General features: G+C 71.4%; 16 protein-coding genes and 1 tRNA gene. 5 read left to right on the top strand and 12 right to left on the bottom strand.

Annotated features, from left to right (window positions below):
* Positions 1-10: 10 nt before the first annotated feature.
* The 9 genes from FYW99_RS03995 to FYW99_RS03955 all read right to left on the bottom strand — a co-directional run bounded on the left by FYW99_RS03995 (position 11) and on the right by FYW99_RS03955 (position 12440).
* Positions 11-1351 (bottom strand): outer membrane protein assembly factor BamB family protein, encoded by a 1341-nt coding sequence (locus FYW99_RS03995; RefSeq protein WP_190394541.1) that lies wholly within the window; start codon positions 1349-1351, stop codon positions 11-13.
* The gene (locus FYW99_RS03990; protein WP_150250350.1) at positions 1330-3897 is read right to left on the bottom strand and encodes a TPR repeat domain-containing protein; all 2568 of its coding nucleotides are present in this window, start codon (positions 3895-3897) and stop codon (positions 1330-1332) included. The genes FYW99_RS03995 and FYW99_RS03990 overlap by 22 nt, the downstream gene beginning before the upstream one ends.
* A gap of 44 nt (positions 3898-3941) precedes the next feature.
* Complete coding sequence (locus FYW99_RS03985; protein ID WP_150250348.1) at positions 3942-4262, bottom strand: hypothetical protein; 321 nt, start codon at positions 4260-4262, stop codon at positions 3942-3944.
* Positions 4263-4640: 378 nt separating this feature from the next.
* Positions 4641-4716 (bottom strand) — tRNA-His (locus FYW99_RS03980).
* 67 nt (positions 4717-4783) lie between these two features.
* Positions 4784-5434, bottom strand: a complete 651-nt coding sequence (orn, locus tag FYW99_RS03975; RefSeq protein ID WP_150250346.1) for an oligoribonuclease — start codon at positions 5432-5434, stop codon at positions 4784-4786.
* Between the two features lie 85 nt (positions 5435-5519).
* Positions 5520-7559, bottom strand: a complete 2040-nt coding sequence (locus FYW99_RS32785; RefSeq protein WP_150250344.1) for a DUF2510 domain-containing protein — start codon at positions 7557-7559, stop codon at positions 5520-5522.
* A 99-nt stretch (positions 7560-7658) separates the two neighbouring features.
* Positions 7659-8381: a hypothetical protein gene (locus FYW99_RS03965; RefSeq protein WP_150250342.1), complete on the bottom strand. Its 723-nt coding sequence runs from the start codon at positions 8379-8381 to the stop codon at positions 7659-7661.
* A 214-nt stretch (positions 8382-8595) separates the two neighbouring features.
* Positions 8596-10401, bottom strand: a complete 1806-nt coding sequence (locus tag FYW99_RS03960) for a substrate-binding and VWA domain-containing protein (protein ID WP_150250340.1) — start codon at positions 10399-10401, stop codon at positions 8596-8598.
* A 269-nt stretch (positions 10402-10670) separates the two neighbouring features.
* Positions 10671-12440, bottom strand: a complete 1770-nt coding sequence (locus FYW99_RS03955; protein WP_150250338.1) for a substrate-binding domain-containing protein — start codon at positions 12438-12440, stop codon at positions 10671-10673.
* Between the two features lie 399 nt (positions 12441-12839).
* Between FYW99_RS03955 and FYW99_RS03950 the strand changes: the two genes are divergently transcribed.
* The 3 genes from FYW99_RS03950 to FYW99_RS03940 all read left to right on the top strand — a co-directional run bounded on the left by FYW99_RS03950 (position 12840) and on the right by FYW99_RS03940 (position 15779).
* Positions 12840-13439 carry a hypothetical protein gene (locus FYW99_RS03950; RefSeq protein WP_223838697.1) on the top strand — a complete coding sequence of 200 codons (600 nt, stop codon included), beginning with the start codon at positions 12840-12842 and terminating at the stop codon, positions 13437-13439.
* A 361-nt stretch (positions 13440-13800) separates the two neighbouring features.
* Positions 13801-14619, top strand: a complete 819-nt coding sequence (locus FYW99_RS03945) for a TrmH family RNA methyltransferase (RefSeq protein ID WP_150250334.1) — start codon at positions 13801-13803, stop codon at positions 14617-14619.
* 227 nt (positions 14620-14846) lie between these two features.
* Positions 14847-15779, top strand: a complete 933-nt coding sequence (locus FYW99_RS03940) for a 2-hydroxyacid dehydrogenase (protein WP_150250332.1) — start codon at positions 14847-14849, stop codon at positions 15777-15779.
* Here FYW99_RS03940 and FYW99_RS03935 read toward each other — a convergent pair.
* Together FYW99_RS03935 and FYW99_RS03930 are read right to left on the bottom strand one after the other, a co-directional pair.
* Complete coding sequence (locus tag FYW99_RS03935) at positions 15764-16054, bottom strand: type II toxin-antitoxin system RelE family toxin (RefSeq protein ID WP_223838695.1); 291 nt, start codon at positions 16052-16054, stop codon at positions 15764-15766. The two genes, FYW99_RS03940 and FYW99_RS03935, sit on opposite strands and share 16 nt — an antisense overlap.
* Complete coding sequence (locus FYW99_RS03930; RefSeq protein WP_150250330.1) at positions 16051-16332, bottom strand: type II toxin-antitoxin system Phd/YefM family antitoxin; 282 nt, start codon at positions 16330-16332, stop codon at positions 16051-16053. The genes FYW99_RS03935 and FYW99_RS03930 overlap by 4 nt, the downstream gene beginning before the upstream one ends.
* Positions 16333-16421: 89 nt before the next feature.
* Between FYW99_RS03930 and FYW99_RS03925 the strand changes: the two genes are divergently transcribed.
* Positions 16422-18098: a bifunctional 3'-5' exonuclease/DNA polymerase gene (locus FYW99_RS03925; RefSeq protein ID WP_150250328.1), complete on the top strand. Its 1677-nt coding sequence runs from the start codon at positions 16422-16424 to the stop codon at positions 18096-18098.
* A 162-nt stretch (positions 18099-18260) separates the two neighbouring features.
* On the top strand, positions 18261-19427 hold the full coding sequence (locus FYW99_RS03920; RefSeq protein ID WP_190394540.1) for a C40 family peptidase: 1167 nt from the start codon (positions 18261-18263) through the stop codon (positions 19425-19427).
* 392 nt (positions 19428-19819) lie between these two features.
* Here FYW99_RS03920 and FYW99_RS03915 read toward each other — a convergent pair whose 3' ends face one another.
* Complete coding sequence (locus tag FYW99_RS03915; RefSeq protein ID WP_150250324.1) at positions 19820-21625, bottom strand: gamma-glutamyltransferase family protein; 1806 nt, start codon at positions 21623-21625, stop codon at positions 19820-19822.
* Positions 21626-22034: the final 409 nt, after the last annotated feature.

Here is a 22034-nt window from a genome sequence, read left to right as displayed (position 1 = left end):
AGAGAAGTGATCAGGTGAGGCCCAGAAGTGTCTGACGGCCGTCGTCACCGCTCTCCGTATAGCTGAGCACCACAGCGCCGGGAACGGCGGTGGTGGAGAGCTGTGCTCCAGCGTCCTCCATGCCGACCTGGCTCACATCGATCACGACGGGGTCGTCTCCGGAGTCCCAACCGTGGAACCAGATTTCCGCGTCCGGCCCGAGAGAGTGCTCACCGGAGTTGACGATGCCCTCTGCAAGGACGATCGAGTCGTCCGTCCCCAGCCCCGTGACGTCGGATGTATCCGGTATCGCCTCAACGGGGTTGGGCAGGGTGGCCAGTGCCGTTCCCTCGGGGGTCTCACGTCGGTACTCCCCGTCGCGGGCGTACCAGACCACGACCGACCCGTCCTCCAGTACTCCGATGACCCCGCCCTCCCATTCACCGATGACCTCGCCCGTCGACACGTCGAGGAGGACGTTGGGGGAGTTCAGCGTCCTCATCACCAGGTACTGGCCGGAGAGGGGGTCAAGGCTTCGGTGTTCGATGGACTGGAAGGCGTGGATACCGAAGTCCTCTTCGAAGCGCCACAGCTCCTCGCCCGTCCGTAGATCGCGGCCGACCAGACCGGAGATGACGACGTCACCCTCCTCCCGGGTGTAGGTGAAATCGCGTACCACGCTCGGCGCGCAGGTGAACGCCTCCACGACCACGCCGTCGAGGACGACCGCGTCGTCGGTGCTGCTGTTCAGGCCCTCGGTGGTGGTGCACCCGGCCGGTTCCTCGCGGGTCCACACCGGGTCGCCCGTCTCCAGGGAGAGCGCGGTCAGGGCGGGTCCTTCGGAGGAGCGGACGACCATGGTTCCCTCCTCCACAGACTGGCGGAAGGAGCTGTCGTCCACTCCGGCGTCGTCGCTACCCGCCTCGTCACGGGCGGACTCCTCAAGGATCTCGCCCGTGGACGGGTTGAACCGGAGCAGCAGGGAACCGGACTCGGACCCCTCGACCTCCAGCGCCAGGTACTCGCCGTCCCGCGAGGCGTACGCCGCGCGGGCGGTGTCCTGGGCGCGGTACCGCCACAGTTCCTCGCCGGTGTCTCCGGCGAGCACGACGTAGCCGTCATCGAGTACGACGGCCACGCCCGCGGGTACGGGAACGCTACCGATGATCCGAGCGTCCTCAGGTGGCTGCCACTCCCAGCCGACCTGCTCGATCCGCTCCGGGTAGGCCAGCTCCTGTACCTCGTCGTTGGTGCTGTGGTCGGAACCGGAGGAGAGCCCGCATCCTGCCAGCGGCAGAAGCACGGCCGCGCACACCGCGGCAGGCAGCAGCGCCCTCCCGGTGGGTTTTTCTATGAAGCTGAAGTCTGCCACTTGCCCCAACTGATTCCCATATTGAGCAGGTAGTTGTCGACCGCGCTCTTCGTGCTTCCCTCACCGTCGACCCAGGGAAGTTCGTCGACATGGTCGTACAGGTTGCCCCGTACAGTGTCCTGGCTTTCCCCGTTGACGTCCCACTCAGCGGGGTCAAGAGGGATGTAGCGGTCCGCACCTTCGCCCAGGACGGCTCCGGGATGGAGCGCTTCCAGTGCGTCCATGATCTCTGGGTCGTTGGCGGCCATCGCACTGATCGCCAGGTGATTCATATCCTCTTCGGCCATCCACTCCCGAGGGCTCTCCATCTTTGGATCGGGCGGGTTGTCCGAGACCTCCAGGGCCTCCTTGGCGAGGAACTTGGCTATTTCCACGACCAGCCCGGGGGCGTTCCTGTCGCCGGCGAAGCCACCGGCCGTGTCCACGACGAGGTTGCGCACCTTGTTGGCATGTGCGACGGCTTCGGTGTTGTCATTCGAGCGCCGCTCGCTCTCGGAGTTCAGGGTCACGTCCACCAGCCCGAGCAGTGATCCGTAACTGGAGGAACCCTCATGGCTCCGGGGACCGTTGTCCGTGGCGAACTCCGCCATGGACTCCGCTCCGTACTGGACGACCTCGCCATACGTCTTGTGAGCGGCATCCACGTCGCCCATGATGAGCTCGGTGAAGTTCATCCGGCCTTCCGGGCTGAGGTAGACGCGGTTCTGGTCGTCGTCCCAGCGCGTGTCATGGCCTTCTGAGGACTCGCTCTCGCCAACCCCCTCCGTGCTGGCGAACACGTCCATGTACGAGACGAAGATGTCGGACCAGGAGTCAGCCAACTCCGGGTTCAGGTGCCCGGCGGCGACGTCGCGCCATGTGACGCCGTCGTCTCCGGTGACCTCGTGGCCCGTGGCGAACATGGCCTCGCTGAACTCCGGATTCTCCATATGTCTCACCAGGGCGGCGAGTGCTTCGGCGGATCGCTGCTCCTCAGCGCTGAGTTCGGGGCGTATCTCCGAATTCTCATCCTCAGGTACGCGATCCTCGGGGCTGGCCGCATCCTCCGAGATCCAGTCGGTCAAACCGCGCACCGCTGCGCCCCCGTCCTCCCATTCGTGGGTGAACAGGCCCTCGATCACGTTCGTTCTCTCTTCATTGGTGTAGTTCACACCCAGATCGGCGTAGTCCACACCCTGTCCAGAGCTGTCCGTACCCAGCGCGGGGTGATCCGCGTAGGGGTCGCCACCGGGATGTTCACCAGTGATGACGTAGTAGTTGGCGTCCTCGTTGCGTGTGGCCACGTCCAGCAGCGGAGCCAGTTCCTCCGGGGGTATCAAGTCGCTGTCGCCGATGTGGTGTGTATAGGTGCCAGAGGACATGGACAGGTTGACCGACAGCTCGTAGCCGCCCTGGAGGTCCTCGTTCGTGTGACGGAAGAAGTCGGACAGTGCTCGCACGTCACCCTGGTACAGGACCCAGGAGTAGGGCACCTCGCCTTCCCCATGCTCGTAGAACTGCGGGCCTTCTGCGGTCCGGCGCACGCTTCGGGGCAGATCCTCGTAGCTTCCGCCGAGGCTCTCGTCGGACAGGGTGAGCAGGCCGTCACCGAGTACGCCGAGCGCGTGTTCACGCTCCTCGTCGGTGAGGTGGTCGCCCTCCATCTGGGCGGGAATGCCCAGAACGCCCATACTGTTGGGATCCTCTCCCTCCAGGGCGTCGTAGAACTCCCGGAGAAAGTCGATCTCTTCGGAGCGATAGCCGGTGCCGCCCTGTTGGGCCTGCATCGCGTTGGAGCCGATCATGCTCATCATGAGCATCAGCTCGTGGTACCGCTCATCCAGCGGTTTGTCGCCGGACCAGTAGGAGGAGAGCTCCTCGGCCCATTCCTCGGCGTTCTCCTCAGTCAGCTCCCGTCCGTCCACGAGCATCGTGTAGCGGTTGGGGTCGAGGTTGTAGAAGGCCCAGGAGTTGATGCCCGCGTCGATGAGCTCCTGCACGTTGGCCTTGGTCGGACCTTCCCGCAGGTCCTCGGCGACATCCTCGGCGTGCTCCTCGAACTTCTGGTAGTTGGTGCGCTCGCGCTCCTGGAGTTCGGTCAGCTTCGCGGCGACCTCGTCGTAGATGTCGCGGCACTTGCTGGCGTCGCTGATGCCGAACAGGCCCCCGCGCTCGGGGTGGGTGGCGGTGATGGTCTGGCCCTGGAAGTCGGCCGGGATCTCGCCTTCCTTCTTGGTACGGAAGTCGAACCACTCGGAGTTCTGCGCCTCGCGTTCGTCCTTGAACTCCTCCACGTACTGCGCCCACTGCTCGATCTTGGAGGCGGCGTAGGTGATCGCCACCCCGGCGTCCTTCCAGTGCTGGTAGTCCTCCTCGGACAGCCCCTTGATGTTCCAGCCGATGAGGTCGGTGAACTGTGTGGCGGCGGAGCCGAACTGCCCGGTCAGGTCGTCGGCGCGCCCCAGCAGGCGTGCCTGGAGGATGTCCAGGTCCTCCATACGCGCTCTGATCGCCTCGGGGTTGGCGGTGGTGGTACGCGGCTGGAAGGTGAGGTCGAAGGTAGCCATGACTCGCTTGGGGAGAGGGAGAAGAGGGGACGGGCGAGCGGTGGTCAGAAGTTGACTTCGAGGTTCCAGGGGGTGTCGTACTCCTGGGCCGCCTCCAGGTCGTTCAGGGCGGTCTGGGAGGCTCCGGCCTGGATGTTGTTGGCCAACTGCAGGCCGTGCTCCTGTGCCGCGACGAGGATGGGGGAGTACTCCTCCTTGTAGGCGCGCAGGGCCGAGGAGACCTCCTCGCGCTGGGCGACGGTCTCGGCGTCCTCCATGATCAGGTCGAACATGTCAGCCAGTCCGGCCATGGCCTCGGCGAGGGTTTCGGCGAGCTCACCTCCTTCGAGGGCTTCGATCGGATTGGCGCCAGCCTCGCCTGACATACCGGAGGACTCCTTTGGCCAGGGGTGGGGTGTTATGGGTGGGAATGGTCGTAAGTTAGCACGCGTCACCCGCGGTGATGGCCGGTCTGTGAGCGGATCCCCGGCCTCTTCGCGATGAGTGCGCGTCATACCTGCGACTTCACCAGCGCGGCCACATCCGGCCAGTTCGCCGGGCCCCTGCGCTACTGATCGGTGGACTCGAAATCCCGGAGAAACGCGTGCCCGTGCACCCGGGTGCACGGATCGGGAGTGAGTGACGGGATGGGTGGTGCACACTCACCAGGCGGATCTTTGCCACCGTGCACCCGCTGGTGCACCCCCACACGCGCAAAAGCCCCTGACCGCTGCGCGTTTACGCTGGTCAGGGGCTTAAGCCTCTGGGGTGAGTGACGGGACTTGAACCCGCGACTTCTTGGACCACAACCAAGTGCTCTACCGGCTGAGCTACACCCACCACGTGCGCTGGGCCTCTCGGCCCCGCGTACGTATGAAAGCTTAGCGGACTCCGGGGAGTGCTTCGATCAGTTTTCCGCCGCGTCGTCTCCGGCGGCCTCCTCGCGCGCCCGCGTGCCGGTGCCTCCGGCCACCACGTCGGCGGCGATGGCGCGGGCGGTGGTCGAGTTCGGGCCGGGCTCGGGCACGAAGGCCGCGGCGCGGTAGTAGCGCAGCTCGTGGATGCTGTCGGTGATGTCGGCGAGCGCCCGGTGCCCGCCGTTCTTCTCCGGGCTCGCGTAGTACACGCGCGGGTACCAGCGGCGCAGCAGCTCCTTGATGGAGGACACGTCGACCATCCGGTAGTGCAGGAACTCGTCGATGCGTTTCATGTCACGGGCCAGGAAGGTGCGGTCGGTGGCGATCGAGTTGCCGCACAGCGGAGCCTTGCGCGGCTCGGTCACGTACTGGCGGATGTGCTCCAGGACGAGGTCCTCGGCCTCCTGGAGGCTCACGCCCTTGTCCAGCTCCTCCAGCAGGCCGGAGGTCGTGTGCATGTCGCGGACGAAGTCCCCCATGCGGTCCAGTGCGGCCTGCGGCGGTCTGATCACGACGTCCACGCCCTCGTCGAGGATGTTGAGCTCGCCGTCGGTGATCAGACAGGCAACCTCGATCAGCGCGTCGCTCTCGAAGTCCAGGCCCGTCATCTCGCAGTCAATCCACACCAAACTGTCATTCATACCGGTCAGCTTAGGGGTTGCGGGGAGTCCCGGGGGATGACGAAGGGGCGGCCGGACCGTGTCCGACCGCCCCTGGGAATCCGGGTCAGTCCCAGATCCAGGCGTCCGAGACGCCGGGCGGCTCACCGACGCTGAAGATCTCGTACATCCAGTCCCACACGCCCCAGAACTGGAGGTAGCCCAGGACCAGGACGACGATCAGGATGAGCAGGAAGGTGAAGCAGCCGCAGCCGCAGCTCCTGCATCCTCCCCGCTTCTTCTTGGGCTTCTGCGGGCGGTGCTGCTGGTAGGGCTGCCCCGGACCGGGGGGCTGGCCGGGGCCCGGCTGACCCCACTGCGGACCTCCCGGGTGTCCACCCATCGGCGGCTGCCCGCCGGGAGCGTTGGCCATGGGGCCCGGGGTCGGCGGGTAACCGGGCGGCGGGCCCGGCCGGTTCATCCGCTGCCCGGGCGGCGGGGCGTTCGGGGGCATGCCCTGTGGCGGACGCCCCGGAGGGTTCGGGCCGCCCATCTGCTGCTGGGGCGGGTACCCGGGCGGGCCGAAGCCGCCCTGCTGGGGTGGCGGGGGCTGGCGGTAACCGGCCTGGGGCCCCGACGACGGGTGCTGCGGTCCCGACTGGCGCTGGGGCGAGAACATGTCCTGCTGCGGTCCGGACGGGGCCGCGGGCGGAACGGAGTGCCCCCGCTGGGGGCCGGAGGGCGGCTGCGCGGCGGGCGGGAAGCCCGGAGGCTGGTGCGTGGGTTGCTGGGCGCCAGGGAACGGCTGGGCGGGAGGCTGCGGCCCCGAGGCCTGCTGGCCCGGGGCCTGCTGCTCGGAGGGCTGCTGACCGGGTTGGCCGGGCTGGCCGGGCTGATCGGGCTGGCCGGACGGGGGCCACGGGGCTCCCGGCTGCGCGCCGACCGCCGAACCGGCGGCGGCAGCGGCAGTGGTGCCCGGGGCCTGCGCACCCGGGGGCTGCTCCTCGGCGCGGCGCCGGGCCTCCTCCTCCCGGCGCCTGGCCTCCTCCTGGAGTTCGGCCTCCCTGCGGACCCGCTCCTCCTCGCGCCGCTTGGCCGCCTCCTCCTCGGAATTGCGGCGTTGCTCCTTGCGCTCCTCGGACAGGTCGGACCAGCCCTCCTTGAGGCTGCCCAGGAACTTGTTGAACTTGCCGCCCTTCCTGTCCCCCTCGTCCGCGCCTTCCGAGAAGGCGGGGTCGCCCGGGTCGAACACGGCCGTGCCGGAGGTCCCGCCGCCCGGGAGCGCGGGGTCGCCCGGGTCGAACACCGCGGTGCGCGGGGCCTCCCCCGGGGTTCCCGCCGACCCAGCCGACCCGGGAGCACCAGCAACACCGGGGGCACCGGGAGCACCCGGGTCGAGCACCGAGGTGCGCGGCGCCTCTCCGCCCAGGTCGTCGTCGGTCAGGTTGGACGTGGGGATCTCGTCGTCGGTGAGGTCGGCGGTGGGCAGTTCGTCCTCGTCGCGCAGGGGGAGGTCGGACGGGTTGACCCGCATGGTCGCCCCGGGGCCGCCCTGTCCGTCACCCGGCACGGGGCCACCGCCGTGGCTCGGAAGGTCGGCCGGGTTGACGCGCATCGTGGCGCCCGTGCCGCCAAGGTCGGCGGTGGGCTCCTCGTCATCATCGCCGCCCTGCGCCCAGGACGGGTTGATGCGCATGGTGCTGGGCTCGTCGTCGATGGGGGCGTCGGAGGGCGGTGAGGCGGGGGAGGAGGGAGAAACGGAAGGGGAGGAAGCCTGTGCCCACGACGGGTTGATCCGCATCGTGCTGGGCTCTTCGTCGATGGGGGGCGGGGAGGACGGCGGGGTGGTGCCCTGCTGGGGGGATCCCTGCGCCCAGGCGGGGTTGATGCGCATGGTGCTGGGCTCGTCGTCGATCGGTGCCGCCGACCGGGTCTGGGAGGGGCCCAGCCGCACCGTTCCGGGATCCTCCTCGTCGGAGGCGGGGACACCCTGTCCGGATCCGCCCAGGTGGGTGGTCGCGGCCTCCTCGTCACCCGGATCGCCACCGCCCTGGAGTTCGCTCAGGGAACGGGTATGCCGTGTCCACTCGCTGCCGTTCCACCATCTGAGCGTTTGCGCGTCGCCCTGCGGGTCCGCGTACCAACCCGGCTCGATAGATCCACCCATGGGCGACAGACTAAAGGGTTGCGGAACGGCGATGAACCAGTGGTGTCCGATTACCGGTGGTCAGAACACCCGGACCATTTTTCTCCCGCCGTCGCGTACTCACCTCATCGCGGAGGATCGCGGCTCGGCGGGAGCGGGCGGACCGCTCGGCGGCGGGACGAGGCCGGTGGCCAACAGCCGCGCGGTGTCCAGCCTTCCGGGGCCCTTGGCGGAGGAGCCGGGGACCTGGTCGTGTCCGAAGTGCCCGCCCCTGGCCCACGCGCGCGCCGTCAGCGCCGCACGCGTGGTCTCGGCGGCGTGCGGCGCCGTCGCGGCGTGTGCCGCCATCGCTGTCCCTGTCAACGCGGTCCTCGTCTCCGTGCTTCTCGCCCCCACGGTCCCCGCCGCCGGTCCCGGAGGGTCCGCGCGCCAGACCCGCTCCACCCCCCAGGAGTCCAGCCACGTCAGGATCGGGGACAGCCCGCGCATCGGGCCGTCGGTGAAGGGGACCTCCCACGAGGACACCACCGCCACCACCAGGCACACCCGTCCCTCGTGGCCGTGGTCGAGGTGCAGCTCGTGCTGGCGGGTGCTGCCCAGGTGCAGGCGCCCGCGGCAGGTCGCGGCCAGGGTCTGGACCACGTCGCCGGTCAGCGGGTTCCACACCAGGTGCGCCGCGCGCTCCTCGTTCACCAGCCGCTGCGCCTCCTCGCGCGCGGACCAGGATCCGGGGTCCGACCCCGTCACCGTCCACACGGCGCGCGGAGCGCCGATCCCGGGGGGTGTCCGGGTGCCCGTCCCGCCGCCGAACCTCTCGGCGCCGGGCATCCACGCCTCCGTCATGGCCTTCCCCCATCCGGTCGTCGTGTGCCGGGCCTCCCGGTACCGCGGGAGCACCCCCGACTCCTCTCTGAGTACGCCAACGCCACGGAGAAGTCCAGAGCCCCTCACCCGGGGGACAGGGACTTGTCACCGTCCGTCGCGGCCTCGTGGGAAGGGGTCGGAGCCGCGTGGGAAAGGGGAGGCGTCCGGGCCGCGGGACCGGACGCCGGCCGGGCTACTCCGTGGTCTGCTCGGTCTGCTCGGTCTGCTCGGCGCCCTCGGTCTGTTCGGTGTCCTCGGAGATCCGCAGGGAGAACGCCTGGAGGAAGATCTCACCGATCTCGGTGGGGTCCTCGGTCATGTAGGCGGCGCCGCCGGTGGCCGCGGCGATCTCCTGGAGCGGCTCCAGGTTCTGCACGTCCGGCCCGAACGCGATCGTGATGACCGGGATCGGCCGCGACGGGCTCGCCAGGGACTCGATCTGGGTCATCAGCTCGTCCAACCCCAGACCGCCGGGGTTGTCGTTGTCGCCGTCGGTCAGCATGAGGATGACGTTGGTCCGGTCCGGCTGGTACGTACGGGACATCTCCTGGTAGGCCGCCAGGTAGGTCTCGTACAGCGCCGTGTCCCCCTGCGGCAGGGGCTGGAGCGAGGACAGCGCGCCCGCGAGGACGTCCCGGTGCGCGGTGCCGTCGTCAGCGGCCGCCTGGAGCTCGCGGATCGGCGCGATCTCCTGGTAGTGCAGGTCGTTGTTGACGTTGGTGGAGAACTCCCACAGGCCCAGCTCCGAACTGGGCGTGAACATCTCCAGGCCCTGGGTGGCGGCGGCGCTGGTCACCTGCATGCGGGTCATCCCGGTTCCGGGCACCTCGGCCAGCATCGAGCCGGAGATGTCCACGATCGCCAGCACCCGGGAGTCCATCTTGAGCTGGTTCCAGGTGCGGATCAGTCCGGTGATCGAGTCCGCCGCGGGCGTGGGCAGCTCGGTGGGCGGCTCCGCGGCGAAGCCGACCTCCTCGGTGAGCACGGAGGCGTCGATCTGCCCCTCGGGGCCGCGGAAGCCCTCCGCGAGCAGCCGGGTCCGCGCGTCCTCGCCGCGTACCGCGTCGCGGAACTCCTCGGCGGCGCGGGTGATGTCGCTCTCCTCGCTGCGCACGACGTAGGGGTAGTCGAGGTAGTAGGTGCCGCCCCCCATGTAGCCGACCCGGGCGGGGGCGTCCCCGTGGGCGGCGTTGTAGCGCCACACGGCCTGCTCCGACATCACCATCATGGGCGGGGCCTCGGCGGCGCCGCCGCTGAGGGCGAGGAAGGCGGCCTCCTCGTCCGAGGACGCGCCCCGGTGCAGGGCCTGGAGGGCCGCGGTCATCTGCGCGTTGAACGTGGCGGTGTCGGGGCTGGCCTCCTCCAGCGCGCCGTGCAGGAGGTAGAGGGTGCCCAGCCCCGTGGCGTTGCGGGCGGGGTCGGTCACGCGGACGGTGCGCCCGGACTCCTGGCCCGGGGCGGTGGTGGGCACGACCTCCGCCCAGCTGCTCGGGGAGTCCTCGTCGGCGAACTCGGCGAGTTCGGCCAGGACCAGCGGCGAACGGGCCACGGAGGTGCCGGTCTCGGTGATGACGGCGTCGCCCGCCTGGCTCTGGACCAGGCGCGGCCACAGGGAGGAGTCCGGGATCCACACGTCGGACTCGGTGTCGCCCATGGTGGCGCCCGCGCCGGTGATGCCGAAGGCGACGTTGGCGGAGTCGACCTGGCGCACCTGTACCCGTACGCAGCTCCCGTCGACCTGGTGCTCCTCCGCGTTGAAGTCGGAGGCGACGTCGGTCAGGGCAGGGGCGAGCTCGGGGCTGACCGCGACGTCCAGCGCGATGTCGGAGCCGCCGCAGCCGTCGGAGCGGCCGAACACGTAGACGCCCACCGCGGCGAGGCCGACCACGATCACCAACGCGGCGGCCAGGGCGGCGAAGGCGCCGCCGCGGCCGCGGCCGCGGCGGCGCCTGGGCCTGTCGGAGGGTTCTTCTGCGTATCTTCCGCGGTGACGTCCCACAGCTTTCCTCACGGGTGGTGTACGGACGGGGCGTACAGGGGGGTGTTACTGGTGGAAAACGGTACTCAACAGTCCAGACCGGGTGAATGCCGACCGTGTCGCTCTCACGTTGGCGCTCTCGGGGCTCCGCCGGTGTGAACCCGGGCACAGCGCCGATCACCTCGGGGATTCCGTCCGTTTTCCCCGCGTTCTCCTTTCCGGGTGAGACGGAACGAAATTCGATTCCGATACCCAATCGAGACCGCTTCGGCCGGAAGGGGCCTCGGCCCTCAGCTGTCGCAGTGGGGCACGCAGAGACGCCGTGAGATGGAACTGAGGAAGATGTCGCCGATCTCGTCGGGGTCGTCGGTGACGAACAGCGAGCCACTGGTGGCGGCCGCGATCCGCCGCAGTTCCTCCTCCGCGACCTGCTGCTCACGCGACCCGAAGGCGATGATGAACATGCTGACCGGCCGCTCGGGGTCGAAGCGGTCCTGGAGCGCCGCCACCAGGTCCGCGTGCGTGATGTCGCTGGACCCCTCGTCCTGCCCGGCGGTGAGCAGGATGACGCTGTTGATCTTGTCCTCGTCGTAGTCGTCCTGCACCCGGTCGTAGGCGGCCAGGATGTTGTCGTAGAGGCGTGAGCCGCCGCCGCGGACGGCGATCCCCTCGGCCACTCCGATGAGCTCCCGGCGGCGGGTGGCGGTGTCGCCCTGTTCCGTCTCGCCCAGGGGGTGCATGTCCGCGGCCTCGTCGCGGCCGCCCGCGTTCTCGTCCGACATCAGCCACAGACCCATGTCGGTCTCGTCGGGGAACAGCGACAGGCCCATGAGCGCCGCCTGCTGGGCGACCTCCATCCGGGTCGGGCCCCCGTCGAGGTCCTCCGCCATGTTCGCGGAGGTGTCGGCGAGCACCAGGGTGCGGCTGGGCATCGACAGCCGGTTCCAGTCGGTGACCGATGCCAGCAGGGCGTCCCCGGTCAGGTCGTCGTGGGTGGGCGGCTCCTCGGCGGTCACACCGAACTCGTCGGCGTTCGCACCGGCCTCACCGGACAGGGCGCCGCCGGGGTCGCGGAAGCCGAGATCCCGGAGCCGGGCGCGGTAGGAGTCCTGGCGCAGCACCTCGTACAGGTCGGCGGCCGCGGACCGCAGCGAGGCTGCGTCGGTGGCGGTGACGTAGGGGTAGTCGAGGCTGACGGTGCCCTCGGTCGGGTAGTGGGCCTCCAACAGCGGCGCGGACTCCGCGCGGTCGGCGTTGTAGGACACCACCGCCTGCTCGGGAACGGCGATCAGCGGGTCGACGCGCCCTCCGGCACCTTCTCCGCCGCTCCCGCCACCGGTGTGACCGGAGGTGTAGAAGGTGTCGAGGTCGATCTCGCCGAACGCGCTGTCGAGCTGCACGTCGCGCACGAAGTCGGTCATGGCGGTGTCGGCGTCGTCACCGGTGCCCAGGTGCCGGCGGACCGCGTGCATGACGGCCATACCGTCGGCGCCCCGGTTGGGGTCGACCATCACCAGGGGGCGTTCGCGTTCGTCGGGCAGGACCAGGGGCCAACCGGCCTCGTCGGGCTCGGGCATACCCCCGGTGCCCCGCGGCGCGGCCAGGACCACCGGCGAGCTGGCCAGCGAGGGCGGGTCGGTGTCGATGCGGTGCGTGCCGCTCCCGGAGACACGGGTCAGCTCGACCCAGGCCGAGGACTCGGGCACCCACACGTGCGGGGAGATGGTGGAGTCGCCCGAGCGGCCGCCGGACAGGGCGGTCATGATGCGGTGCGGCGCGATCTCGTCCACCTGGGCGTACACGCACTCGCCGTCGTAGCTGGGGCGCTCGTCGTTGAACTCGCCCGCGGCCTCGCGGAGTACGGGCGCGATGCTCTGGGTCGCCGACACGCGCAGGTAGCGGGTGTCGCCGCAGCCGAGCATGTCGAGCCCGACGGGTACCGCGATCGCGGCAACCGCGATGAGGGAGACGGCGATCGCGGTGGTCCCCAGCGGCGACGCGACCGCACGGCGGGTCTTCGCGGCGGTCGGTGAGTCCTGTCGGTGGCGTCCACTGGGCACGGGCACTCCGGGGGGTCAATGCAGGCACACGGGGCGGGGCGGCGCAGCGCCCCGCGGTGATATGGCACACCCGCGGAGGGAGGCGCGAACTCCCGCGCACCCGACGGCGTCACACGGGATGGAGGACGAACAACCACACCATGAGGCGCGAACGACACTTTTCCAGGACCTTACTCGTTGGTAATGCACGAGAGGAAGCCCTTCCCGGCCCGACCAGGGTGATCGCTTTGTTACTGTGCCCGTCAAGGGCCACTCGGCGCTCCCCGCTAGGCTTAGGCCCCCGCGTCCACACTCAGCCCACACCCCCCAGTGGACGTTCCATGACACCGACCCCCGAGGGTTTTTGGCATGTCCCCATCGCATCGTGAACACCGGAGCCGAGGCACTCTCGGCACCGCCATGCTCGCCGGAGCGTGCTGCCTCGGCGCGGTCGCCTACGGGGCGATCGTCGGCCCGTCGATGCTGCCGCCGGACCAGCGGGACGTGCGGGCCACCACCGCGATGACCCCGGACCTGGCCCCCGACGCGGATGAGCCCGAGGAGGTCGTGGAGGAGGGGCCGAGCGGGCGTCTCCAGGTCCAGGTGAGCGACCGCGGACGCGCCTGGGTGCAGACGCTGATGTGCACCGGGAACCTGGAGGAGGACCCCGCCGCCTGCGCCGAGCTGGCCCGGGCCGCGGAGGAGCTGCACGCCGACACCGGCGAGCCGGTCACCGTCGAGGAGGAGTCGGTCAACGCCGCGGGCGGGGCCGAGGACGGGGACGGCGAAGGCGCCGAGGGCGACGCGGAGCCGACGGAGGCCGTCAACACGGGCGGCGCGCTGCTGTTCACCGAGGTTCGCGAGGGAACCGTGTGCACCGACAAGGTGTACGGGCCCCAGGAGGCCACCATCGTGGGCACCTGGGAGGGGCAGGAGATCGAGACCACGCTCACCCGCAAGGGCTCCTGCGAGGAGGCGCGCTGGCAGCGCCTGCGCGCCCTCACCGAGCAGATCAGCTGACGGACGGCGCGGCTGGACCCGGTGTCCCCGTGTCCACGGGACGCTTTTCCACAGGATGCCCGTCCGCGGAACGCCCGTCCGCGGAACGCTTGTCCACAGGCCGCGATCGGGGCTTTCGGACGAGGTGGCGCGGACGTACGCTCGATGTCGGGGGCGCCACGCGCCGCCGACAGGAGGGGGTGGTCCCCCCGTTCTCCAGTCTGCCGCGCCGCCGACCGCGCCACCAGCCCTCCACTGTCCCTGTGGACGGACTCGGGCCGGACAGGGGCCTCCGCGGACCGGGGTCTTCGCGGACCGGGGCCTCCCCGGCCGAAGGCCTCCTCGGCTCATGACCTCCGCGGACCGGCGATAATCGTCCCCCATGGACGTCATCAAGGTCAGTGACCCCGCGGACCCGCGCCTGGCCGACTACACCCGCCTGCGCGACGTGAACCTGCGCCGCCACCTGGAGGCCGAGCACGGGCTGTTCATGGCCGAGGGCGACAAGGTCATCCGCCGGGCCTTCGCAGCGGGGTTCGAGCCCCGCAGCTTCCTGCTCACCGAACGCCGCGCCGAGGCGCTCGACGACGTGGTCGCCGCCTCCTCCGCACCGCTGTACGTGGTCGGGGAGGACACCGCCGAGCGGCTCGTCGGCTTCGACCTGCACCGCGGCGCGCTGGCCGCCTTCCACCGCCGCGCCCTGCCCCCGCTCGGCGACGTCCTGGCCGGTGCGCGCACCATCGTGGTCCTGGAGGACCTGGTGGACCACACCAACGTGGGCGCCATCTTCCGCAGCGCCGCCGGTCTGGGCGTGGACGCGATCGTGCTCGCGCCCCGCTGCGCCGACCCCCTGTACCGGCGCGCGGTCAAGGTGTCCATGGGCGCCGTCTTCACCCTGCCCCACACCCGCATGGACGACTGGTACGGCGGCCTGGACACCCTGCGCGCGGCCGGGTTCCACCTCATGGCGCTCACACCGGGGGAGGGCTCCCTGCCCCTGGGCGACGCCATGGCGGCCCTCGCGCCCGGCGACCGGGTCGGCCTCCTGCTCGGCACCGAGGGCGACGGGCTCTCCTCCCGCTGGCTGGAGCGGGCCACCGCCCGGGTGCACATCCCCATGGCCGACCGCGACGTCGACTCCCTCAACGTCACCGCCGCGGCGGCCATCGCCTGCTACGAACTCACCCGCTCCACCGGCTGAACCGGTCCCCGCGGGCACGGTGACCGCGAAGGTCCTCCGGTGCGCGTCCCAGGGGCGATCCTGCTCCTGCGGGCGCGGTCGGCGGTCCACAGCGCCACCAAGGGCGAGATCACCGGGAGAGCCCGCACACCGCATCACCGGGGGAGCCCGCACACCGCGCCCGAAACGGTTCCGGCCAGGACGCTAGGGTGGCGCCTGAGACGGACCGAGGGGAAGGACGGCGCGACATGGGCGGCCGAACGCTGGTGCAGTGGGAGCAGAACAGGGACAATGCCCCGGACTCCCTGACCGTGGACCTCTATACGGGGGGACCGGCGCCCGACAGCGGACTGGACGAGGTCACCTTCTACCAGGTGCCCTACGCCCCCTCCACCCAGGGCGTCGACGCGCGGCTCGACATGATCGCGCGGATGCCGTCGCTGGAGGTCGTCCAGCTCCTCTCCGCCGGGTACGAGCAGGTGCTCCCGCTGCTGCCGGACCGCGTGACCCTGTGCAACGGACGCGGCCTCCACGACGCCAGCACCGCCGAGCACGCCCTCGCGCTCATCCTGGCCGCCCAGCGCGACCTGCCCCGGTGGGCGCTCGCGCAGAGGGAGCACCACTGGGGCTCCGCCCAGCTGCGCTCCCTGGCCGACTCGCGCGTGGTGATCGTCGGCTACGGCAGCATCGGCCAGGCCGTCGAGAGCCGCCTGCTGCCCTTCGAGGCCGAGGTCGTGCGCGTGGCCAGTCGCGCCCGTCCGGACGAGGGCGTGCACGGCGTGGACGAGCTGCACGCCCTGCTGCCCGGGGCCGACATCGTCGTCCTGGTCACCCCGCTCACCGAGGCCACCCGCGGCCTGTTCGGCGCCCGCGAGTTCGCCCTGCTGCGCGACGACGCGCTCGTGGTCAACGTGGGCCGCGGTCCGGTCCTGGACACCGGCGCCCTGTTGGCGGAGAAGGGCCGGGTGCGGGCCGCCCTCGACGTCACCGACCCCGAGCCCCCGCCCGCGGACCACCCGCTGTGGAGCGCCCCCGGCGTGTTCCTCACCCCGCACGTCGCGGGCGGTTCGGCCGCGTTCTACCCGCGTGCCCGCGCCTTCATGGACGCCCAGCTCGCCCGCTGGGCCGCAGGTGAGCGGCTGGCCAACGTGGTCCGCCCGGGAACTCAGCGGGACCGGTAGGCGTCGGCCCGGTGCTCGATCGCGGTGACGATCACCGCCCGTTCCTCCTCGTCGATCTCGTAGAGCACTCGGTAGGCACCACGCCTGGCTGACCACGTGCCCTCATAGGGAGGCAGAAGAAGCCGCTTGCCCAGCCGGTGCGGGTTCTCCAGCAGCGTGGAGGTGACGAACTCGTACACCGCCGTCGCCACCTTTTCCGGAAGGCGTCCGGCGAGCATTCGCGCGGCCGGACCGGTGATGACCAGACGGTGGTTCGTGTGGTTTCCGTCGTTCACGTCTGACCCCTCCGCCGTGCCATCAGGGCGGCGAGTTCGTCGGCTTCCAGTGCGTCACCCGCCTCCAGAGCGGACCGGGACTCTCCCAGCTGTCGGAGGAGATCGGGACTGGCCAGGACGTCGAGGGTCTCCTCCAGTGCCTCCAGATCGCCGGGTGAGACGAGAACCGCGACCGCTTCCCCATGTCTGGTGATGGTGACTCTCTCGTGAGTGCGTTCCACATCGTCGATGAGTTCGGACAGGCGGTTGCGGGCTTCGGTCAAAGGCGTGGTCGTCATGACACCCATGGTAGCCAAAAACTGGCGCGAAGTCTGTACAGAAGCGCGAATCCGCGAAACTGTCGCAGGAAGGCGACACACTGGGAAGAATGCGGATCGCGGTGGTCGCCGACGGCGAGGGCGGCGGCTGGCTCCAGGAACTGGACGAGGCCCCCGGCCCGATCCGCCGCGTCGGCGACCTCGCCGCCGCCGTGCGCGAGGCCGAGCACGCCCGCCCCGGGCCGCCCCGCTGGGTGTGGTCGGCCGGCGAGGACGTCTACCCCGATCTCGTCCGCGCCGGGGTGCGGGTCTCGCGCTGCCACGACACCGCGCTCACCGAGGCCCTGCTCCTGGGCTACCACGCCCGCCACGGCGAGGCCTGCTCCCTGGGCGCCGCCTGGGCCCGCCTGCACCGGCTTCCCGTCCCCGACGACCCCGTGCGCCCCCTCGGCGAGGGCGGCACCTCCCACTCCCAGCCCGCGCTCTTCGAGGCCGACCGCTCCACCCTGCCCCCGGGCACCGACCGCCTCGCCGCCCTGGTCGAGGTGCACGCCGACCAGCTGCGGCGCCTCGCGCAGCTCCCCGACCCCGCCCCCGGCCGCATGCGCCTGCTCGCCGCCGTGGAGTCGGCCGGGGGACTGGCCGCCGCGGAGATGAGCCACGACGGCCTGCCCTGGCGGCCCGACGTCCACGACGAGATCCTCACGGGGCTCCTCGGCCCCCGGCCCCCGTCCGGACAGCGCCCGCCCGTCCTCGCCGACCTCGCCGCCCGCATCGGCGAGGCCGTCGGCCGCGAGGTCAACCCCGACTCCCCCGCGCAGGTGCTGCGGGCCATGGCGTGGATCGGCCATCCCGTCGACTCCACCCGCTCCTGGGTCCTGGAGAGGATCGACCACCCCGTCGTCCCGCTCCTGCTGCGCTACAAGGAGCTCTCCCGCCTGCACTCCGCCAACGGCTGGACGTGGCTGGACACCTGGGTGCGCAGACGCCCCGGTCCGGACGGGACCGTCCTCGGGCGCTTCCACCCCGACTACGTGGTCGGCGGCGTGGTGTCGGGCCGCTGGGCCACCCGGGGCGGCGGGGCCCTCCAGATCCCCAGGTCGCTGCGCGGGGCGGTCCGCGCCGACCCGGGCTGGGTCCTCGTCCGCGCCGACGCCGGACAGCTCGAACCCCGTGTGCTCGCCGCCGTCTCCGGCGACGACGCCCTGGCCGCCGCGGCCGCGGAGGAGGACCTGTACGCACGCCTGGCCGTGCACGTGGGCGGCGACCGCGACCGCGCCAAGATCGGCATGCTCTCGGCCATGTACGGCCAGACCTCCGGCGACGCCGCGCCCCTGCTGGCCACCATGCGCCGCCTCTACCCGCGCGCCCTGGAGTACGTGGACTCCGCCGCGCGCACCGGCGAGGGCGGCGGCATCGTCCGCTCCTGGCTGGGGCGCACCTCGCCCGCCCCCGAGGCCTGGTCCGCCGCCGTCTCCGGGCCCGGCGGCGAGCGCCGCCGTCGGGCCCAGGGCCGGTTCACCCGCAACTTCGTCGTTCAGGCCACCGCCGCCGAGTGGGCCCTGGTCCTGCTCGCCTCGCTGCGCCAGCGCCTGCCGGACATGCCCGAGGGCGCGGGGATCGTCTTCTTCGTCCACGACGAGGTCGTGCTGCACGTGCCCGCAGACCTGGCCGGGGAGGCGGTGCGCGCGGTGGCCGAGGCCGAGGCCACGACCCGCACCACCCTCTTCGGGGACACCCCGGTGCGCTTCCCGCTGGCTCCCGTGGTGACGAGGAACATCGGGTGAGCGCAGGGTGGCGGTCCGATATCGGACGGCGTGGGCTTCTTGCAAACTCGTCCCGGTACGCCCATTCTTGGATCCGGAAAGTGCAAAAGCAGCAACAGGCCGTACGCCGCAGGGGTCCCCCACACCCCGGTCGGCTCACTCACAGAAAGGTGAGATCCCCCCGTGCGGAGCCGCTTGAGAACGTGTGCGGGAACCACGGCCGCCTTCGCCGTCGCCTTCACCGCCTTCGGGACCACCCCGGCCTGGGCGGAGCCGGTGGTCGAGGACCGTCCCCCCATCAGCGAACAGCTCTCCTCCGGAACCTCCGGCGGCACCGACCCCCGGCAGGAGACGTCCGAGCAGTCCCCCGAGGTCTCCGACTCCCAGCTGCGGCGCGACGCCTACGTCGCTCCCTTCCGCGAGGCCCGCAGCACCGAGTACTTCGCGGTCGCCCCCCGCTCCCTGCCGCGCGAGGCCGTCGACGCGGTCCGCGGGATCGAGGGCGTCGAGAGCGTCCTGACCGTGGACGCCGCCCGTGTCGAGATCGAGGGCGAACCCACCTCGGTGCTCGGCGTCAGCCCCTCCAGCTTCCGCAACCACGCTCCCGAGCCCTCGGCCGAGTCCGACGAGGTCTGGCAGGGCGTCGCGGAGGGCCACATCGCCCTGTCCAACGACGTCGGCACCGAGCGCGAGCTGGAGGTCGGCCGCGAGGTCACCGTCGCGGGCGGGCGTGGTGAGGTCCCCGTGGAGGTGTGGACGCACGCCACCTCCGGCATCGCCGGGATCGACGGGCTGGTCTCCCGCGAGCGCGCCGCCGAGTTGGGCATGCCCAGGGGCAACGCCCTGGTGGTCTCGGCTCCCGAAGCCGACCTGGCCGAGCTGCACGAGGCCCTGGCCGAGGCCCTCGGTGAGGACGTCTCCCTCCAGCTCGTCACCGACTCGCCCGAGCCGCTGGTCGAGGGCGAGGCCGTGGCCCCCTCGGTCATCGAGCAGGTCATCGACAACGCCGAGAGCCAACTGGGCGTCCCCTACGTCTGGGGCGGTGAGACCCCGGAGGGCGGTTTCGACTGCTCGGGCCTGCTCCAGTGGGCCTTCGCCGAGGCGGGCGTGTCCATCCCGCGGGTCACCCACGACCAGTGGAACGCCGGACAGCGCGTGGAGTTCGACGACCTCCAGCGCGGCGACCTGCTGTTCTGGCGCACGGACCCCACCGCGCCCGACTACATCTCGCACGTGGCCATCTACCTGGGCGAGGGCATGATGCTGGAGGCGCCGCGCACCGGACTGGACGTGCGCGTCACGCAGGTACGCACCGCCAACTACGCCGGAGCCGTGCGCGTCAACACCTGACGCCGCGCGGCCCGGACGCGCACACGAGACGGGCCGTGGTACCACCGCGCCGGTGGTACCACGGCCCGCTCGTTTCTCCTTGTCCGAAAAACCCAGCCGGGAGGGGAGGGCAGGCCTCGGTCAGGAGGGGGAACAGGGCCGTCACTGAGGGAGGGGGAGACAGCGCACGAGCCCTGATGCGGTGGTATTGAGTTCTGACGGAACGCGGTCGGGAGCTTTCCCGGAGTGCCGTCGCACAGGGTCTACATAAGCAGTGACCGGGCGATTTGGCAAGAGGCCAGATCAATGCAGGTAAGCGCTGTCAATCCCCCTCCGTCGCGCATCCCGCTCAACGCGGTACCGCGTTCCGTGCCGTTTCGTCTTCCTCTGGTTCCGTGCGGTTCAGAGCCGGTTCAGCGGCCGACCGCGTATCCCTGCGAAGCCCGCGCGTCGGCGGCGGCGCGCAGCTCGCCGGTCTCCGGATCGCGGGCCACCGCCGCCAGGCGCCCCAGCGACCACTCCTGGGCGACCTGCACCCGGTGGCCGCGCCGACGCAGTTCCTCGATGACCTCCGCGCCCACGCCCGGTTCCACGACCAGTCCGCCCGGAACCGTCTCGCGGGGGTGGAAGGAGCTGGGGAAGGCGGTGGTGTGGAACATGGGTGCGTCCAGGACCTCCTGGAGGTTCTCCACCCCGTTGAGGATCCGCAGCAGGGCGGTGAACGTCCACTGGTCCTGCTGGTCGCCGCCCGGGGTGCCGATCGCCAGCACGGCCCGGCCGTCCTCCCCGGTGACCAGGGTGGGGGACAGGGTGGTACGGGGGCGCTTGCGGGGCGCCAGGGCGTTGGGGGAGGCCGGGTCGAGCCAGAACATCTGCGCCCGGGTGCCCAGCGGGAAGCCGAGGGCGGGGATGACCGGCGAACTGCTGAGCCAGCCGCCGCTGGGCGTGGCCGAGACCATGTTGCCCCACGCGTCCACGACGTCCACGTGGCAGGTGTCCCCGCGCAGGTCGGCGGGGTTGGCGACGGCGTCCTGGCGTACCGTGGGCTCGCCCGTGGTGCGGTCGCCGGGAGTGTGGCCCGGCACGTACAGCGGCGGTTCGAAGGGCGTGCGGCCGCCGACGGCGCCGGGGCGCTGCTCCATGCTGGCGCGCGCACCGTCGACCAGCGCCGCGCGGCGGGCGGTGTAGTCGGCGCCCAGCAGCTCCTTGAGGGGGACGTCCCCGAAGCCGGGGTCGCCGTACCAGGCCTCGCGGTCGGCGAAGGCGAGCTTGGCCGCCTCGGTCACCCCGTGCACGAAGTCGGCGCTGACCCCGTCGGGCACGTCGCGGCCGGTACCCAGGGCCTCGGCCAGGCGCAGTTGCTGGAGCATGACGGGCCCCTGTCCCCACGGGCCGGTCTTGTGCACGGTGTGGGCGCCGTAGGCCGCGCTGACGGGCTCCTCGTAGGAGGCGCTCCAGTCGGCCATGTCCTGCGCGGTGAGCAGGGCCCGCTGGGGCTCGCCCGTGCCGCTGGGGACGGGGGAGGACAGGAAGTCCCCGACCGCCTGCGCGACGAAGCCCTGCGACCAGGACCGCCGGGCCGCCTCGATCTGCGCCTCGCGGTCGCCTCCGGCGCCCTCGGCCTCGGCGACGATCCGCCGGTAGGCGGCGGCCAGGGCGGGGTTGCGCAGCCGGGAACCGGGGCGGGGCGCGGCACCGTGCGGGAGGTAGACGGCGGCCGAACCGGCCCAGTGCCGGGAGAAGACGGGGGCGAGGGCCTCGACGGCGGCGGCGATGCGGTCCAGGACGGGGTAGCCGCGCTCGGCCAGCCCGATGGCGTGGTCGAGCACGTCACGGACGGTCATGGTTCCGTGGTCGCGCAGCAGCAGCATCCAGGCGTCGAAGGAGCCGGGAACGGTGGCGGCGAGCACGCCGCTGCCGGGGATGCGGTCCATGCCCGCGAAGGCGTCGACGGTCGCCGCGGCGGGGGAGACGCCCTGGCCGCACAGGACGCGGGGGGAGCCCCCGGCGGCCTGGAAGACGACGGGCACCTCGCCGCCGGGGCCGTTGAGGTGGGGCTCGACCACCTGGAGGGTGAACCCCGCGCCGACGGCGGCGTCGAAGGCGTTGCCGCCGCGTTCGAGCAGGGACATGCCCGTGGCGCTGGCCAGCCAGTGGGTGGAGGCGACCATGCCGAAGTCGCCGCGGAGCTGGGGGCGGGTGGTGAAACCGGGGGGCATCTGAGCGGGTCCTCCTCAGGGAGCGGTGGTGGCGGGGTCGCCACCGCGGTCCGGTCCGGGCCTGCCCCCGGTGGGGGACGCGGAGGCCGGAAGAGTGACCGTGGTCACCTGGGCGCGGGCCTGAGGCGACGGTACATCATGGGTTGTCCACATGAAGGGGCCGATGTCTGGTTCGTGTGGGAGGGCAGTGGGCGGGGCCGGGGGAGGTGGTGTGCGGGGCGGAGCGGTGCCCGGCGCACGGAGGAGGGCGGGGCGCGCGGCTCCGGCGGGACGGGCGCCTGGTCTGGGGCGGAGGAGCCGCGCGCCGATGCCCGTAGCGGTGGCCGGAAAGGCGCACCGGCCCGCTCTCTCCGCCGTGATCGTGTACTTGTAGCGAGTCCCGGCGCTCGAACCTCGCTATAAGTACACG

This window comes from Nocardiopsis deserti, assembly GCF_008638355.1.
Taxonomy (GTDB): Bacteria; Actinomycetota; Actinomycetes; order Streptosporangiales; family Streptosporangiaceae; genus Nocardiopsis; species Nocardiopsis alborubida.
The sequence above is the reverse complement of the archived record's forward strand: the minus strand, read 5'-3'. Positions and strand labels throughout refer to the sequence as shown.

Coding starts and splice junctions, on each gene's coding strand:
- FYW99_RS03990 (WP_150250350.1), bottom strand. CDS start 3,897: ATGGCTACCTTCGACCTCACCTTCCAGCCGCGTACCACCACCGCCAAC.
- FYW99_RS03985 (WP_150250348.1), bottom strand. CDS start 4,262: ATGTCAGGCGAGGCTGGCGCCAATCCGATCGAAGCCCTCGAAGGAGGT.
- orn (WP_150250346.1), bottom strand. CDS start 5,434: ATGAATGACAGTTTGGTGTGGATTGACTGCGAGATGACGGGCCTGGAC.
- FYW99_RS32785 (WP_150250344.1), bottom strand. CDS start 7,559: ATGGGTGGATCTATCGAGCCGGGTTGGTACGCGGACCCGCAGGGCGAC.
- FYW99_RS03965 (WP_150250342.1), bottom strand. CDS start 8,381: ATGACGGAGGCGTGGATGCCCGGCGCCGAGAGGTTCGGCGGCGGGACG.
- FYW99_RS03950 (WP_223838697.1), top strand. CDS start 12,840: ATGCTCGCCGGAGCGTGCTGCCTCGGCGCGGTCGCCTACGGGGCGATC.
- FYW99_RS03945 (WP_150250334.1), top strand. CDS start 13,801: ATGGACGTCATCAAGGTCAGTGACCCCGCGGACCCGCGCCTGGCCGAC.
- FYW99_RS03940 (WP_150250332.1), top strand. CDS start 14,847: ATGGGCGGCCGAACGCTGGTGCAGTGGGAGCAGAACAGGGACAATGCC.
- FYW99_RS03930 (WP_150250330.1), bottom strand. CDS start 16,332: ATGACGACCACGCCTTTGACCGAAGCCCGCAACCGCCTGTCCGAACTC.
- FYW99_RS03925 (WP_150250328.1), top strand. CDS start 16,422: ATGCGGATCGCGGTGGTCGCCGACGGCGAGGGCGGCGGCTGGCTCCAG.
- FYW99_RS03915 (WP_150250324.1), bottom strand. CDS start 21,625: ATGCCCCCCGGTTTCACCACCCGCCCCCAGCTCCGCGGCGACTTCGGC.